Origin of the sequence: Gluconobacter cerinus (genome assembly GCF_025961355.1) — a bacterium.
Classification (GTDB): domain Bacteria; phylum Pseudomonadota; class Alphaproteobacteria; order Acetobacterales; family Acetobacteraceae; genus Gluconobacter; species Gluconobacter cerinus.
Window position 1 is genome coordinate 1,541,294 of the sequence record NZ_JAOQNM010000001.1, and the last position, 16,530, is coordinate 1,557,823.

Below are 16,530 nucleotides of genomic sequence, written 5' to 3' on the forward strand. Positions count from 1 at the left end.
ATCCCCTCAGTGGAAAATGATCGTTGTCATTAAAGCTTAACGATCGTGATGGTCTTCTCAAAGCTGGCGCGAATGGGCAGAAAATTTTCAAGCAGGCGCGCGAAGGTCTCGTTCTGCCCAAAATGATAGAACCCTGAAATTCGCAGATTTGCAGCAGAAGGACTGATTTCCAGCTTTCTGGTCGAATAGCGGTTCATTTCATCCGCAACCTCCCTTAACGGCGTATCTCGAAATGCCAGTCGCCCACTCCGCCAGGCAAGTACATCTTCCAAAGACGGACGATCAATTAGCAACCTATTATCCGGCAAAATCGTAGCGCGTTCGCCCGCCTTGAGTATTTGCGATCCGGCCATATCCGGATGTGCCAGAGCTGCTGCTCCGTTTAAAACCGTAATGGTGTTTTTAAGGGAGGACTTCGACAGATTGAACGTTCCTGAAATTAGCCCAATATTCCACTGATCAAGGTTTATCGTATTACGGGCTTCACAGTTTTTGAGGTTAACTTCGACCTGTCCATACAGCAGATCCAGAGTGTTTTTTTCGCTGTGAATGGCAACGGAGCTGTCGCTATCCAGCAGAATTGTCATTGCAGGTGAAACGGACACTCTAATTTGTTGGCCGGTTCTGGTTGCGCGTATCGTCGCTTCTGCCGGGGCGGGAAGAAGAACAAATGAGCCAACAGCCATCGCTATAGCGCCAGCCAGCATTTTGCGGCGGCTGAAGCGATATGCGGCGATAGTGAGTGGTGTTTCCGCAGAGTGCGAAGCGACTTTCCCGGATGCACGCCAGATAGAAGAAACAAGCTCATACGCCTGCGCGTTGGCGGTATTTTGGTGATACCATACAGAAAAATGCTCGCGATCTTGCTCCGAACAATCGGGAGCATTCAAACGCGCAAACCAGAAAGCTGCCGTCTCATGAAGGGTAGGCATAAATCTTAATCCAAAAGTCTTTTTGTCAGAAAGGCCAAAGCTTTGCTGATATGTTTTTCCACATTGCTAATTGAGCATCCGGAACGTTTTGCAATTTGTGGGTAAGACAAGCCTTCGAGCCGATGAAGTAGAAATATCTCTCGTGTTCGCGGGTCGAGATCTTTTATGGCGTCTTCCAATATGTCCAAGCGTTGTCGAGACATGACTGTTTCGACGGGCGTGGGCCCTGTGCAGGGAAGTTCTTTTATATCGTCGTCTTCAACATAGGCAACGGGGCCATTTTGTTCTCGTCGATGACTGTCATAGGCCGTATTTTGGGCTGTTTTTACAAGATAGGCTTCTACATTGCGAATGTTGGATGGTTTGAGCTCCAGAAGCTTCAGAAATGCAGATTGCAACAAATCTTCAGAATCTCTGCGTCCTGTCCGGCGCTGAATTTTGGATGAGAGAAGAGACCAGCATGACTGCGATTTGACCAGTTCCGTCATCGTGTATCACTGAGGCAAAAAGCGGAAAGGTTATTCCTGGATATGGAAAACACAGGCATCTCTTCCGTTCGTGGATCAATGCTCTGCCTGCTAATGGAATGAGATGTGTTTTTGAAAGGAATATCTTCTCCTTTCTTAAAACCTTCACAGAGTTACAAAGTAAGCCAAGGTCATTATGTCGAAAGATTTTATTTTTAAGGTGCACTCGTGTGACATTGCGAACATGAAGAGAGCACAGAGTATTTTGAACTTAGATGCTTCCGATACATACATTTTTGGTTTTCAAACGTACAATTTAAAAAATCTATAAAATTTTTGCGTCCTTTATTTAGAAGGGTTTGGGAGAAGACATACTTCAATGCGAAGATAATATTTTTATATTAAATTCCATACATAAAAAAATCATTATAAAACAATACGATATGCGAAAGTATATGTTTGATAGCGACCTACAGAAATATTGTATGCCATGATGGTGCAGATTTTTCCAGAATTGTCTTCATTTGTATTGATTTACAACGGCGTTATCTGTTTGCAGAAATTTGCATATTGGCGCTAAAGGGCAGACAATCTGCGCCAAAGAGTGGAGGCTCATGGACAGAGGATATACTGACCTCGACGCCTTCGATCGTGCTGCAGGACAGAGAATAGAATCATGATTGAGCAATTTAATAAGAACGAAGTTTATAATAATAAAAACGTCGAAGCTGAGACGGTTCTAAAGCATCGGCTTTTTGGCATGGTTCTGGGACTGTTCCTGGCGCATGCCTATGTAGCGCTGGCTCTTTACTACACGTACATTGACGATAAAAATCACTTCCACACAAGCTGGATGGCATTGTTTGGCTGCTTTGTCTCATCAATGATTTTTCTGTATCATATTGGTATATCGAAAGCGATTTCTGAAAAAGAAAATGGGATTTACGGGCGGTATTTCGCTCCCTTTATGTCGTCTTCGCTTTGGGGTTTCGTTTTGGTTGCTATAACCGTCATAACGATTATCCAAGGCCAGGCCTGGTTTTCACCGTATGAATATCTTGCATGGCCTTTGGCATTTGCATCCATATTCGTTGGATATTTTATTGGTCCGGCGATGGACCGCTTTTTCGGTTTTATCCTGAAGTCGCTTAGAAAATAATTAAGCGTCTTATCGATGAAAAACAAAAAATTATTAGAAAAATGGAATGAATACGTAGGCCTTTATAACGGGCCTATGTACCTCGCGATTGTAGAGGCTTTGGCGGCCTCAATCCGTAATGGTATTATTCACGGTGGTGAACGGCTTCCTACACAGCGGGAAATAGCCAGTGCCCTTGAGACAAATCTTACAACCGTAACGCGGGCATTCAGGGAAGCGCATCGTCGTGGACTGATTAATGCAACAGTAGGGCGCGGCACTTTTGTCAGGATGGGGGCCGAGGTTAGCCATTGGCGATCTCCCAAAGCGGCCATTGTTGATATGACGATGAATTTGCCGCCGATCCCTCAAAACCCTCCACTTCAACGCATTATGCAGAGTGATCTTGCGGCTCTTTTGAAGAAGCAGGATATCTCCAATCTCATGTCATACCGGGTCACGGGCGGAACACTGGAAGAGCGCCAGCATGCTGTAAAGTGGATTGAGCCCGTTATTGGATCAAGACGCCCAGATGATGTGCTGGTTGTACCTGGCGCTCAGACTGCTCTTGCGGCAGCCATGAGTATTCTGGCTAGCCCCGGCGATATTATTTTGACGGATCGTATTACCTATTCCGGGATACGGACCGTTGCTGATCAACTCGGGATTATTCTTGTCGGGGTAGATGGCGACGAAAATGGGTTCTTACCCGAACAACTGGAAATAGCCTGCCGACAATATCAGCCAAAAGCGCTTTATTGTATTCCCGCTATTCAGAACCCGACGACCGTAACAATGTCGCTGGAGCGCCGTAAGGACGTCCTGAAGATTGTCCACGATAATCGTCTCTATGTCGTGGAAGATGATCCTTACAGTTTGCTCCACGACAATCCCATCCCTGCATTGGCCGCCCTCGACCATGGCCGTGTAATCTATATCTCTACCTTGGCGAAGGTTCTGAGCCCTGGCTTGCGAACCGCTTATGTGGCTCTGCCAAACGCCGAAATGACCAGACGCTTTGCTGTTGCCGTTCGGGCGTTTGCCCTCACAAACGCAGGGCTATTGAGTGCACTGACATTGCGCTGGATGCAAACGGGACAGTCCAGAGAGATTTTGGGGTCTATTAAGCAGGAATTACGACTCAGGCAGTCGATCGCCCGAAACATTCTGGGGGATAGCCACGGCATGGATCCCAATGGTCCACATGTGTGGTTAAAGCTTCCTGAATGGTGGAGCAGCGTAGATTTTGTATCATATGCGCGCCATCGTGGTATCGCATTGGTCCCGAGCAATGTTTTTACAGTGGATGGTGACTTTCCGCAGCGCGCCAGAATTTCTCTCGGAAGTATCCTTGATATTTCCAATTTAGAAAATTCGCTCCATGATATCGTGACTATTCTCAGTCACAAAAGAGCTACAGATTTTTTATCGATCGTATGATTTGTAGAGCGGATGGATTCTGATCCATCTGTTGTCTGATTACCCCGTTATTGACGGGAGTTTTCAATATTCCGGGAGAACAGGCCTACCACGCCGCTCCTCGCTGTATGGTGATCGTGGTCTCTTCCTAAAAACGGACTAGTCTTGGGAAAGCGGGCCTGATGTTCGCTTTGTCCCTGTGGTGACAGACAAAGTTCAACCGCCAGCAATGCGGTCAGATGTGACAAACTTGCATCATGGAATGTCACATCTGGGTGATAAATAACATAAATATCATCGAAATATGAAAATACTCACTTTTATGATGTTCCTTTAGGTGCTGTAACGTTAAAGAAGCACCCACCCCGAATGACCCTGCTCACGGACGGAAGAAGACCCTAATGACGCAGTCCCTTGATGTTTCACGACGGCTCAGCGGAGAAGCGCTGACCAACTTCATCGCCACCATCTCTGCAACGGGTGGTCTGCTTTTCGGGTATGATACCGGGATCATATCGTCAGCACTTCTACAGATTCGTGAGCAGTTTCATCTCGATACGATCGGGTCCGAAATTGTAACGTCCGCCATCATTCTCGGTGCGCTGATTGGCTGTCTTGGGGCAGGTGGCATCTCAGACCGGTTTGGCCGCCGCCGGACGGTCATGCTTGCTGCCGCCTTGTTTCTTGGTGGCACTGCGCTTGCATCGGCTGCTCAAGGGGTTACGGTTCTTATCGTATCGCGTCTGATTCTGGGGCTTGCGATTGGTGCGGCATCCCAGATTGTCCCGATCTACATTGCAGAAATTTCGCCACCCAACCGGCGTGGACGCCTGGTTGTTGGCTTCCAGCTTGCGATTGTTTCGGGTGTCACGATTTCCTTCCTGACAGGCTATTTTCTCCGGGACAGCAGCTGGCGGATCATGTTCGGCATCGGCATGCTGCCGGCACTGATTCTCTTTGTCGGAATGGGTTTTCTGCCCAACAGCCCACGGTGGCTCGCGCTTAAAGGGCGTACAGACGAAGCTCTTGCTGTTCTGCGTCGCGTGCGGTCCTCGGAAGAAGTTGCCCAGAATGAGCTTCAGGCCATCATAGACAACCATGATGAGCAGGCTCCTTGGTCAGAACTTGCCAAGCCTTGGGTTCGCCCCGCGCTTATCGCGTCTGTTGGTATTGCGCTGCTCTGTCAGCTGACCGGCATCAATGCGGTTCTGTACTACGCTCCAACGATCTTTGCGGATGCAGGCTTCGGACAGGAATCTGCTCTTCTGACGTCCGTTGCTGTTGGTCTGGCGATGGTTTGCGCGACGATCTTTGGTGGTTGGGCTGTCGATAACTGGGGCCGCCGGACACTGATCCTACGTTTGCTGCCTGGTGCGGTTATTTCCTTGATCGTGCTCGGTGCAATGTTTGCTCTTCATATGAAGGGCGGTGCTGGCGCATGGATCACGGTTATAGCGATCATGGGTTACACGATCTGCAACACGGGTAGTCTGTCGGTTGCGGTCTGGCTGGTTGGTGCTGAGGTTTATCCGCTGTCCTGCCGTGGCAAAGGTATGAGCCTTGTCGCGGGTAGCCATTGGGGAGCAGATCTTCTGATCTCCCTGACGACTCTCTCGCTGGTTCAGGGGCTGGGTGCGCACATGACGTTCTGGCTCTTCGCCCTCGTCAATGCAGCGGCATTCCTGTTCGTGCTGCGCTATGTTCCGGAAACCAAAGGACAGTCTCTGGAGCAACTTGAAATGAGCCTTCGAAACGGAACCTTTGCTCCCGTTCACAAGTCCTGATCTCTAGGAAAACGATGTCTCAAAAAAAGCCGGCTCCTTTATGGAGCCGGCTTTTTTTTATGCTCAGATTCGGCCGATCGAGCTGTAGTCAAATCCGCCCGCCCGCATGGTCGCGGGGTTCCAGATGTTTCTGAGATCAGCAATTGCCTTCCCTCGCATGGCCTTGCTCAGGCGGTCCGGATCAATGGCGCGAAACACGTTCCACTCCGTCAGAACGACCAGAATGTCAGCGTCGGTAGCTGCTTCCAGTGCATCCTCACAATAAATGACCCCGTCAGGAAGAAGCGCACGGGCAGGTTCCATGCCCTCTGGATCAAAGGCTTGAATCCGGGCGCCTGCGTCATGAAGATGTGCGAGGATAGGTAGAGAAGCGGCCTCACGCATGTCATCAGTGTCTGGCTTGAAGGTCAGGCCTAAAACACCCACTGTCTTTCCTTGGACGGAGCCTCCAGCCTGAGCAATAATGCGTTCTGCCATGCGACTCTTGCGGTCTTCGTTTACCGCCACGGTGGCTTCCACCAAGCGGGATGGAGCGCCAGCGTCACTCGCGATGGCTGTCAGGGCGCGTGTATCTTTCGGGAAGCATGACCCGCCATAGCCGGGCCCTGGATGCAGAAAGCGCCGACCAATGCGCTGGTCGAGGCCCATGCCACGCGCGACATCATGGATATTGCCTCCCACTTTTTCGCAAAGATCAGCCATCTCGTTGATGAACGTGACTTTCATGGCGAGAAAGGCATTGGCCGCGTATTTGGTGAGTTCTGCCGTCTCAAGATCGGTGATGACGATCGGTGCCTCAATAAGATGCAGAGGGCGATAGACTTCACGCATGATTCTTGTCGCCCGCTCGCCCTCGTCGGGACCGGATGTATCGATTCCGATAATCACGCGATCCGGACGCATGAAGTCCCCGATCGCGTTACCTTCGCGTAGGAATTCGGGGTTTGAGGCAACGTCAAATGTGAGCTCGGGACGTGTTTCTCTTAGGATACGAGCCACTTCGCGTCCCGTTCCGACGGGAACCGTAGACTTTGTAACGACGAGCAGGCCCTCTTTGGCCGATCGGGCGATTTCTTCTGTTGCAGCATAGACGTAGGTGAGGTCTGCATGACCATCGCCGCGTCGGGTCGGGGTGCCGACGGCGATAAAGACAGCATCCGCCCCACTAATGGCGGCTGACAGGTCGTCTCCGAATGTTAGGCGCCCGGTCTCGGTATTCTTGGCAACAATGGCATCAAGACCCGGCTCATAGATGGGAATACGGCCTTCACGCAGGGCTGCCAGTTTCTTGGGGTCCCGCTCGACAACGGCTACATCTGAACCGAATTCGGCAAAGCACGCACCGGAGACCAGTCCGACGTAACCACCACCGATCATTGCTATACGCATAACAGAAACTCTCCAAGCGCTATGGGGTCTGCATAACCTGCGCACATTGAGGGAGCAAATCGGTGTCGTCCCAACCACTGGAATAGTGTGTCATTGCGTGGGGCGAACGCAGGCATTCGATGATGCAAAGGAGCGGAGTGCGGCAGGGAGGACTGTCAATTCGTTGGAATCAGCCAAAAGATCCCGTCCCTTTTTCGACCACTTCGCAATGCTCAAATTGGGGCTGTCAAAACGCCCGCTCACACGTATTGGGATATCGAGAGCAAAAAAGCTTGTTGAGAATGGTCGGCTCGCGAAAACAAGGTCTAACCATCGACGGTTCAGATCAAAATCTGCCTTGGCGGCCAGGACGCCTGTACTGGTTTTCAGGCGGAGCGGAACAACTTTTCCAATCCCCTGGTGCATCTCCAGAACACCAAGCATACAGGTGATCGGTGTCGTTCCCTTGGCGTGCCGGAACAGTAGCCGAAGATCCATGGATGCAGCTTCCACGATTTCACGGGCAATTTCGCCTTTTTCCATGCTGACCGCGGCAACCAGATCGGCCTTCCGTGTAGCTTCGTTCAAAGTGCGGACATTATTTGCTGAAGCGATAATACGGATCGACAGGGCACCTTTGACCGGGACGGGAGCGAGACCGGCGGTACGGCGAAGGCGATCAATATCACCATGGGATAGAGCGATGTTGGCTGTGACGCGCGAATGTTTGCCTTGATCTTCCATGTGACCGTTGGCCTGAAGCCCCGCGCCCAGATAACCTAGTGCTAAAGTGCTGACGTCAATGCGACCCGGTGTTTGGGATGCCTCCAGTTTCAGTTTCGAGAATGTAAGGGCGTTGTAGAGGATCTCATCTGCGGTGAGTTTGACGTGCAGAACCGGATCCGGATTGGCAGGGGCAATCAACGGAATATCGGTTGATCCGGAAGATTTTCCGGATGAGAGGGCTTTATTCAGATCATTGAGATCTACGCGCCCCAGATTCAGGTCTGTCGCAATGATATCGGGCTTGCCGTTACCGCCCTCGTTGAGATCGAAGGTCCCACTTTTTATTTTGCTGTTCTGGAAATTGCCTGAGGCATTCGTAAGATGCCAGTTGTCTCCAGTATGGCTGAAGGTTCCTTTCAGAGCCAGTGGAACAGCGGGGTGAGTGCCCGATAGCCCAGCGAGTTCGAACACTGGAGACGCAGTTGGTGTGGAAAGGGCAATATTGCCGTTCACACCATCAAAGTTCAGAGCGTCTGTCAGGGTGCCGTCGAAATCGATGACAAGATCGCCAGAAGTAATGTGTGCTTTAGCCGCATAGGGCTCTGGCGCGCGGCGTAGAACCTTAAGCGGCTGCATGGTGGCATCCAGCATAACGGAAGTGTCGTTGTACGCGCCCTGAAACGCCATAATCAAAGGTGATGCATCATTATCGGACTGAAAAGTCACATGCTGCATGCCGACTTGATACGAAGAGCCTTTTGCGGAGCGATAAGTGACATCGCTGTCCGTAATCGTAGCGTTACGCAGTCCCGGAAACCAACTCAGGTCTGGCTTGTCAGAGCCGGAGTGTTCGGTCTCTGCATGATCGGAAGTTTTTTGAGGCTTAAAGCGCCAGTTAGGCGTCCGGTCCGGCGTTCGTTCAAAAAGACCTGAGAAGTGGTCAATCGTAACATCGCGTGTTTCAATTGGCCCATGCAAAAGTGAGGTCACTCTTATCCTGGCATGCAGGGCGCCCACACTCACCATATCTGGACGGCTCCCTCCCGGAATATTGGCCAGATGTAGGTCCTTGGCGTCTATCGTGATCCAACGTCCAGCGCGAACGCGTAGAGAACCGATCGTGACCGTTCGGCCTGTGGCTTTTTCGAGCTTCTGGGTCGCAAGCGCAGAGAAATCTTTCTGGTCGATCCAGAACCAGCCGCCCCCGATGATCGCACTACAAACGACAAGAAGGCAGAGGAACGCCCCAAGAAGCCATTTAAGCAAGAGAAAGTCTTTCCAAATACCGAATATAAAATTCTACAATAACTGGAAGATCTCTGGAGCGGGAGAGTTTGTCTGGAAAAAATAATTTTCCGGAACATTTCATTGGGTTTCAAATGAATGCTGTTCAGAATGTTGACTGAATGCGTCCGACAACCGCATCTCCGTTGCGACCATAGAGGTTAACGGTGGCGGAAGAGCGACTGACGATGAAGTGGTTATAGTCCAGCATAAATTTAAAATAACGATTGGGATACCAGCTCAGGCCTGTCGCCCAGACAGTCTGCTGTCCACCACGGACGCCATCTGCATCACCGATGCGGCTGTTTAGATCCGCCACACTGTAACGGGCTGCGATTTCCAGAGCTCCCCAACGATCATGCAGCGGGTCAAATTCCTGATCCGGAGAAACGCCTGGGGCAAGAAATCCTCCTTCCTGAATGCTGTATCGTCGTGGGTTCCCAAACAGCGTGTACCCAACGGCCCCATACCACCCTTGAAATCCAAGTGAAGGCAGGCCGCCCGAGCGTTCGACCCCAATGCGATAATACTCAGCTTTGACCAGGAGCCGCTTCCATCGCAATGCAAACTCCGGCCCTGCCGACCAGAGCTGTGCAACATTATTGATGGCGCCTGTGGTCATAAGAATGGATTCACCCAGATTGATTTCCGGGCGTTGAGCAAAGGTGTAACTGCGGCCGGTTGCGCTTTTTGCCACCTTGAAAGACGCAATGGACGAGATGCCGACATGCATGTCCACATCTTTGGTCGCGACCGGGCGCCCCGCAACACGGAAAGTCCCGCCCGTCTGACTATCTGTGATATTGTCCCCGATGCTGGCGTAATAACCACGTTCGTTGCGGTTACCCCATTCCTGGCCAGTGAAGTACCCGCCAATCCACCAGCGATCGGCATAGTGCATGCCGCCGACACTGAATCTGGCATCGTTAGCGGCGATCGTGCGAACAAGGTCAATGATTGCCGGGCGTTCGACAAACATGAAGTCATTCGAACTTTCTGCATCTTCTTCCGTCACGCGCGGCTGAAAATATCCAACGGTCAGGACTGTGTTGTGGAGGCCGGCATAATTGATGTTGGCTTCGTAAAGGCCGACCTGCCCGTCATTATTGCCATGCCCAAAGTCGGGCGTGACGTTTGCGACCCAGTCCTTGTAGCGGAAAGTGAACGGAATGCGGAGACGCCGACTGTTGGACGTGAAGCTGTTGAAGTTGCCGCGGTCCTCCCCATTCCTACGTGAAACGCTTGGGAAACCTCCAAAATCTTCCTGAAAAGCCAGACCGATGGATAAGGCGTAGGCACCGTCAGATGTCTTGAAGGTTGGACGTCCATTGGGGAAGCCAATCTTGATCCCCCCGACGTTGACTTCCTCATCCTGAGCTGTGGCGGCCCGGAAGTCCCGCCATGATGTCACGATACCGCGGTCGGATGGCGGCGTGTCCTGCGGGTGGGCACCAGGTCTGCGGATTGTGAGCGGAGCAATGGCCGGCATGGCTTGGAGGAGGGGAGGAGACGGGAGAAAGGCCGCGCGTTGCCGGTAGGGATTCGCTTCTGTCTCTTCGCGCTGATGTGCCAGGACGGCCCGTGCCTGCCTGATCTCCTCATTGCGCTCTTTCTTGAGTTTCTGAACTTCAGCCTGCATCGCCCGGATCTGGCGCTCCATGATTTCCAGTCTATCGGCAGAGAAAGCGGGAAGGGCAGGAGCCAGAGATAATAAAAGGGTCGTTGCTGCGAGGGAACTCAAACGGGGCAAAGAGACATACATAAGCGAAAGGGCGTCCTGGAGGGGCAGCTCGTCTGTCGGGGCCAATATCGCAAGCGTAATACAAGCGAAGGCCGACTACTTTAGACAGAAACCACAATGAGGTGCGTGTCATTGTGCGACAGGAAGCTGGCTGCTGCGGACGATATTGTTCTTGTCTCATGCTCCATAAATGAAAAAGGCGGGTCGGATCCATGATCCGCCCCGCCTGTCTGAGAAAAGGTGAAGTGTTAGAAACCAGCCTGAATTCGGGCTGCAATAGAGTTTCCAGTGCGACCGTACAGGTTAGTCGCCTGCATGCTGCGGGACACGATGAAGTGGCTGTAATCCAGCATGAAGCGGAAATGACGGTTGGGGTACCAGTTCAGGCCACCCGTCCAGACAGTCTGCTGACCACCGCGGATGACATTGCTTGGATTGGGATCGTTCAGGTTGCTGTTGAGGTCGATCACGCTGTAGTGGCCAACAACTTCAAGAGCGCCCCACTGGTTGAGAGCAGGGTTGAACTCCTCAGAAGACTTGACGCCAGGGGCACCAAACGCGCCTTCCTTATAGTTGTACATGCGTGGGTCGCCGAGGATCGTGTAAGCTGCGGAGCCGTACCAGCCCTGGAAGCCAGCAGACTTCAGGCCAGCGCCAGAGCGCTGAACGCCAACATGATAGTACTCACCCTTGACGATCAGGCGCTTCCAGCGAACGCCAAGTTCAGGACCGGCAGCCCAGACCTGTGCGGCATTGCTGATCGTGCCCGTTCCAGCAAGGTTGGCTTCACCGATATCAAACTCGGGACGCTGACCAAAAGACGTGGAGCGGGAGCAGGAGGTGGTGCTCGATCCAGTGTTGCAGGCTACGCGAAATGCGGAAATGCCTGATACGCCGACGTGGACATCCCAGTCCTTTGTGGCAACCGGACGGCCCGCAACACGAAGTGTTCCGCCTGTCTGGCTGTCAACGGTGTTGCTGCTGCCGCCACCATAATAGGTGCTGCCATTGTCAGAGCCATTGCGGTGGCCCCATTCCTGGCCCGTGAAGTACCCTGCAACCCACCAACGCTTTTCATAATGCAGCCCACCAACACTGAAACGGGCATCGCCAGCAGCGATGTTGCGGACCATGTCGGTAATGCTCGGACGTTCAAGTGTGAAGAAGTCGTTGGAGCTCTCGGAGTCCTCTTCCGTCACGCGAGGCTGGAAGTAACCAGCTGTGAGGATCGTGTTGCGGAAGCCCGTGTAGTTCAGGTTGCCTTCGTACAGTCCGACATAACCGTCGTTATGGTTCGCACCAAAGTCAGGCGTGACGGCTGCAACCCAGTTCTTGTAGCGGAACATGAACGGAATACGCAGACGGCGCATGTTGGAGGTAAAGCTATTGAAAGCGCCACGGCTTTCACCACGGCGTGGGCCCGAATTAAAGAACCCGCCAAAGTCTTCATGGAATGCCAGGCCGATGGAGAGCGCATAAGCTCCATCAGAGGACTGGATGGTGGGGCGGCCTTTCGGGAAGCCGATTTTCACACCGCCGACAGTGACTTCTTCGTCCTGGGAGGTTGCACGCTGGAAGTCAGCCCAGGAGGTGATATCTGCACGATCTGACGCCGGGCGGCCACTGTCCGGACCACCTGTTCCCTGCCGCACGGTGATCAGCGGCGCTGTGGATTGCTGGTGTGAGCCGATGTAGCTGCTGCGCTGACCGTAAGGGTTGTTTTCAGCCTCTTCACGCTGGCGGGCAAGGACGGCTTTGGCCCGCTTGATCTCGTCGTTATGCTCTTTCTTCAGGGCATTCAACTGCGCCTGCATCGCGTGGATCTGACGTTCCATGATTTCCATCTGGTCAGCCGCGTGTGCCTGTCCAGCGAATATTCCAAGAGACATCAGGGTCGAAGTCGCCAGAAGAGCAGTTGTTCTTCGGAGAGAAAAAGTCATTGCCGTGGTGCGTCCTTGCATGAATGGCAGGTGATCCACAGCGGAGGTATCTGATTCCGTTTTTCGAAGAGTGGGAAGGTTTCATGACGGGAAAAAGACTCATTTATGACAAAGCCTGTCATCTCTTTGAAAATATGTGTCTTTTAGGAAAAGACGAATTTCCCCCGTTATTTAGCTCTTTTAGGGAATGAAAAATGGGTGTGATATTTGTGCATCAGGCCCTCTGAGCCTGTCATGAAACTATCATGAGGCTCCCCCTGTTTCCCTTGAAGGGCTGGGGCTAGTACATAACTCCGTTTACCAATGCCCGGTTAGGGATCATCATGATTAAGAACAAGCTTGCGCTTTTCGGTTTTGTCGCAATGACGGCCCTTGGTTCTGTCTCGCTGTCTTCCGCCCGTGCTGCGGAAATCACCGGTGCAGGTTCCAGCTTTGCCGCTCCCATCTATGGGGCATGGGGTGCTGGCGCCAAGACGCAGATCGGCGTCAACGTCAACTATCAGAGCGTCGGCTCCAGCGCCGGTCAGGATCAGGTTATCGCCCGTACCGTCGACTTCGGCGCTTCGGACAAGCCGATGGCTGGCGATCGTCTGGCTGCTGAACACCTGTATCAGTTTCCGACCGTGATGAGCGGCATTGTCGTTGTCGCTAACGTTCCTGGAATCGAGCCAGGCAGCCTGCGTCTGGACGGCCCGACGCTTGCTGCCCTGTATGATGGCGAAATCACGGAATGGGATGACGACCGCATCAAGGCCCTGAACCCGGGTCTGAAGCTGCCGGAAACGGACGTTGCGCCGGTTCATCGCGCGGATGGTTCCGGCACGAGCTTTGTCTTTACGTCTTATCTGTCCCAGGTCTCCCCTGAGTGGAAGCAGAAGCTGGGTGCTGGCACGTCAATCGCATGGCCGGGTGGCTCTGGCGCTCGCGGCAACGACGGTGTGGCAGCAATGGTCAAGCAGACCGAAGGTGGCATCGGTTACGTCGAGTATTCCTATGCTGCACAGAACCATCTGAATATTGCCCAGATGAAGAACCATACGGGTGCATTCGTGTCCCCGACGCTCAAGAGCTTCGTGGAAGCTGCAAACGCTGCTGACTGGGTTCACGCTGATCATTATGCTGTGAACCTGCTCGACACGGCTGGCGCAGGCGCTTGGCCTATCGTGACTGCAACATTCCTTCTGGTTCCGACGAACCCGAAGGATGCAAAGGCAGCCAAGGCCGTTCGTGACTTCTTCGCCTGGGGTTTCCAGAACGGTGACGCGGACAATGCCCGCCTTGATTATGTTGGCCTTCCGAAGAGTGTGAAGGACAGCGTGCTGGCTGGCTGGGGGAAATAATCTTCCAGTCTTCCCTGTTTTCCTGATCGTTTCTGCTTTTTCGGGGATGGTCAGGGCGCATAAAAAGGCGTTGAGTACCGAAACGGGCTTCTCTTTAATGAGGGGCCCGTTTTCCTGTTTATCGCCCTGCCATGACGTGGTGTACTTTTGTCCACTTCCTCCACCCCTGATGCTCCTGTAACGACCCTTTCGCCGGTCGTTCGGATTTTGATCGGTCTTATTTTCATTCTCGGACCGGTTTCGACAGATATGTATCTGCCAGCATTTCCCATGCTGGAACATGATCTGGGGCAGGGGGCGGGTTCAGCCCAGTTGACGCTAACAGCCTGGCTCGCCGGGTTGGCGATCGGGCAGTTTACACTCGGCCCACTCTGTGACCGCTATGGACGTAAATTACCGCTTCTGCTGGGGCTGGTGGTCTATGTGATTGCGTCTGCCCTGCTGGCCGTGGTCACAAACTTCCACCTGTTCTGCATTCTGCGTTTCATCGCGGCCATGGGAGGGGCGACAACGTCGGTAGCGCCACGAGCCATGGTGCGGGACGTTGCCACCGGGCCGGCTGGTGTGAAGCTGATGTCCCAGCTGATGCTGATTTTTGGTCTCGGGCCGCTTCTGGCACCTTCCATCGGCAGTTTTCTGCTGGATCTGGGGGAGTGGAGACTGATCTTCTGGGTTGGCGCAGGGTTCGGAGTGTTGCTGTTCATTGGAACGTGGTTCCTGCTGCCAGACACGTTTCCACCAGAGAAGCGGTTTGCGCTTCCTTTTACAGGAGTGGTCACCCGGTACTGGGGGCTGATTACAGAGCCGCTGTTCTGCTCTGCCGCCATGGTTGCGAGCTTTGGCACCTTTACGATGTTTGCCTATCTTTCCAATGCCCCGGCTCTTTTTGAAGGCATTCTGCATTTTTCGCCGCGTCTGTTCGCCATCTTCTTCGGGCTGAACGCGGTAGGCTTCGTCATTGGATCACAGATCAATGCACGGATGGCGCAGCGCTTTCTGTTTACCAGAGTCATGGAATACGGAATGCTAGCTGTTCTGACTTTCACACTGCTTGGTGTGCTGGTTTGTTCGCTGGGGCTGGTTGGGCCGCAAAATCCCTGGATACTCTGTATCCTGATCTTCTGTACGACGTCGTCGCTCGGATTTGTCGGGCCAAACGCTGGTGTTCTGGCCCTGACGCATCACGGGCATCAGGCAGGAGCAGCATCTGCCCTGATTGGTACACTGAACTGGACCATCGCAGGAGGTGCAGGCGTTTTAATGGCGCTGCTACCGTCACACTGGATCGGGTCCACATCAGTGGGCATGATGATCGGAATCATGGGCTGCTGGATCAGCGACTTGTGGCGTCGTCGTCTGGATCCGAACTCCTATTTATCCGTTCGTCACTGAAGCCCTGCTCGCGAGGAGCCAAGGCGTGACCAAAGGCTGAATGTCAGCCTTTGGAAGAAACGCGGTCAGCTGCAACAGTAGCGATCATCAGAGCGCCGATAACAGGCACGAATGCGACCATTGAGAACTGGGCGAGAAGATTGGTTGGCAGGCCGATCAGGTGGATCAGGGTCATGGACGTCATGGAATTTTTCTCCGTTTTACTTGCCGTTGATGGCGTGGGACGGGAGAAACTCCAGAAACCACTTTCAAAGCAACAAATGAAGATGCGGGATCAGACCTGCGTTTAACGCATAAATCCCTGCCAGAACTTTGCTGCAATTCATGAAATGCACTCCCCTGACCTGAAGCAGCGATTATTTCACGTTTCAGTTCAGGGGTGTTCTATTGTCGCTTCCCTAACAATTTAGGGTATCAAAATTTGGGAACGAGCAAATTCGCGCAATAAAATTGCGCGAGGCCTCAATTTTTCTTGGGGGACGAAAGAGAAAGCCCGTCGCGTCGTAGCCCGTGCCAACTGAGAAGCGTGTCCGCCAGAAAGAAGAAAAGAGCGCCAACAGTGCAGGCTAGAGCTATGCCGAAAAAGGCTAGCAGCCATGTGGATGTGCTTGCATCGCGCAGCGAGCCGACGAAAAGAGCCATTGCCGCGCCGCAGGTCGAGGCCCCGCCGATGGCGTTGAGCATGATGGCTGCGTCCAGAACAAAGATTCGCCGATGGAGTCTGAGCTCGTGGGCTGCCAGCCGTTCCGGTGTATAAAAAGGGTCTGGCGTATCGGTGTCGGAAGGTGGGGCGGCCAGTTTTTTTCGCACGTCTTCTAGGTGGTCTGCCACACGGGCAAGACGTGTGTTGAAAACGTTGATCAGTGTTCCAATGCCAGAAAGCATGAAAACTGGCGTCAGTGCGACTTGAATCAGATGGGCGGCGCTGTCGACCGCATCGGGGTCATAAGAAACAGGAAAAGGCATACCGCTCTCTATACTGTATCTTCCAAGAGCGAA

The 16,530-nt window shown here is 52.9% G+C and carries 13 protein-coding genes; 5 read left to right on the forward strand and 8 right to left on the reverse strand.

All coding sequences use genetic code 11. From position 1 onward, the window contains the following. Positions 1–29: 29 nt before the first annotated feature. Together M2305_RS07085 and M2305_RS07090 are read right to left on the reverse strand one after the other, a co-directional pair. Entirely contained in the window at positions 30–932 is a 903-nt protein-coding gene (locus M2305_RS07085; RefSeq protein ID WP_264648965.1) for a FecR family protein, read from the reverse strand. A 5-nt stretch (positions 933–937) separates the two neighbouring features. After that, positions 938–1,420 carry an RNA polymerase sigma factor gene (locus M2305_RS07090; protein ID WP_046900512.1) on the reverse strand — a complete coding sequence of 161 codons (483 nt, stop codon included), beginning with the start codon at positions 1,418–1,420 and terminating at the stop codon, positions 938–940. 655 nt (positions 1,421–2,075) lie between these two features. Here M2305_RS07090 and M2305_RS07095 point away from each other — a divergent pair. The 3 genes from M2305_RS07095 to M2305_RS07105 all read left to right on the forward strand — a co-directional run bounded on the left by M2305_RS07095 (position 2,076) and on the right by M2305_RS07105 (position 5,740). Further along, positions 2,076–2,558, forward strand: a complete 483-nt coding sequence (locus M2305_RS07095; RefSeq protein ID WP_211500393.1) for a hypothetical protein — start codon at positions 2,076–2,078, stop codon at positions 2,556–2,558. A gap of 15 nt (positions 2,559–2,573) precedes the next feature. Next, positions 2,574–3,977, forward strand: coding sequence for an aminotransferase-like domain-containing protein (locus tag M2305_RS07100; protein ID WP_211500394.1), 1,404 nt, complete (start codon positions 2,574–2,576; stop codon positions 3,975–3,977). A gap of 380 nt (positions 3,978–4,357) precedes the next feature. Beyond that, positions 4,358–5,740, forward strand: a complete 1,383-nt coding sequence (locus M2305_RS07105; RefSeq protein ID WP_211495608.1) for a sugar porter family MFS transporter — start codon at positions 4,358–4,360, stop codon at positions 5,738–5,740. 63 nt (positions 5,741–5,803) lie between these two features. Here M2305_RS07105 and M2305_RS07110 read toward each other — a convergent pair whose 3' ends face one another. The 4 genes from M2305_RS07110 to M2305_RS07125 form a co-directional block, all read right to left on the reverse strand. Next, a complete protein-coding gene (locus M2305_RS07110; protein ID WP_264648966.1) occupies positions 5,804–7,129 on the reverse strand; it encodes a UDP-glucose dehydrogenase family protein in 1,326 nt (441 codons plus the stop codon). A gap of 90 nt (positions 7,130–7,219) precedes the next feature. Beyond that, positions 7,220–9,100, reverse strand: coding sequence for an AsmA family protein (locus tag M2305_RS07115; RefSeq protein WP_264648967.1), 1,881 nt, complete (start codon positions 9,098–9,100; stop codon positions 7,220–7,222). A 124-nt stretch (positions 9,101–9,224) separates the two neighbouring features. Next, positions 9,225–10,880 carry an OprO/OprP family phosphate-selective porin gene (locus tag M2305_RS07120; protein ID WP_264648968.1) on the reverse strand — a complete coding sequence of 552 codons (1,656 nt, stop codon included), beginning with the start codon at positions 10,878–10,880 and terminating at the stop codon, positions 9,225–9,227. Between the two features lie 227 nt (positions 10,881–11,107). Beyond that, positions 11,108–12,799, reverse strand: a complete 1,692-nt coding sequence (locus tag M2305_RS07125; protein ID WP_264648969.1) for an OprO/OprP family phosphate-selective porin — start codon at positions 12,797–12,799, stop codon at positions 11,108–11,110. Positions 12,800–13,122: 323 nt separating this feature from the next. Here M2305_RS07125 and pstS point away from each other — a divergent pair, with 323 nt between their 5' ends. Both pstS and M2305_RS07135 read left to right on the forward strand, forming a co-directional pair. Next, positions 13,123–14,139, forward strand: coding sequence for a phosphate ABC transporter substrate-binding protein PstS (gene pstS, locus M2305_RS07130; RefSeq protein WP_264648970.1), 1,017 nt, complete (start codon positions 13,123–13,125; stop codon positions 14,137–14,139). 147 nt (positions 14,140–14,286) lie between these two features. Continuing rightward, the gene (locus tag M2305_RS07135) at positions 14,287–15,531 is read left to right on the forward strand and encodes a multidrug effflux MFS transporter (RefSeq protein ID WP_064275263.1); all 1,245 of its coding nucleotides are present in this window, start codon (positions 14,287–14,289) and stop codon (positions 15,529–15,531) included. Positions 15,532–15,574: 43 nt separating this feature from the next. Here M2305_RS07135 and M2305_RS07140 read toward each other — a convergent pair whose 3' ends face one another. Together M2305_RS07140 and M2305_RS07145 are read right to left on the reverse strand one after the other, a co-directional pair. After that, positions 15,575–15,715, reverse strand: a complete 141-nt coding sequence (locus tag M2305_RS07140) for a hypothetical protein (RefSeq protein WP_157091237.1) — start codon at positions 15,713–15,715, stop codon at positions 15,575–15,577. Between the two features lie 278 nt (positions 15,716–15,993). Next, positions 15,994–16,497, reverse strand: coding sequence for a DUF2721 domain-containing protein (locus M2305_RS07145; RefSeq protein ID WP_064275264.1), 504 nt, complete (start codon positions 16,495–16,497; stop codon positions 15,994–15,996). Between the last annotated feature and the right edge of the window lie 33 nt (positions 16,498–16,530).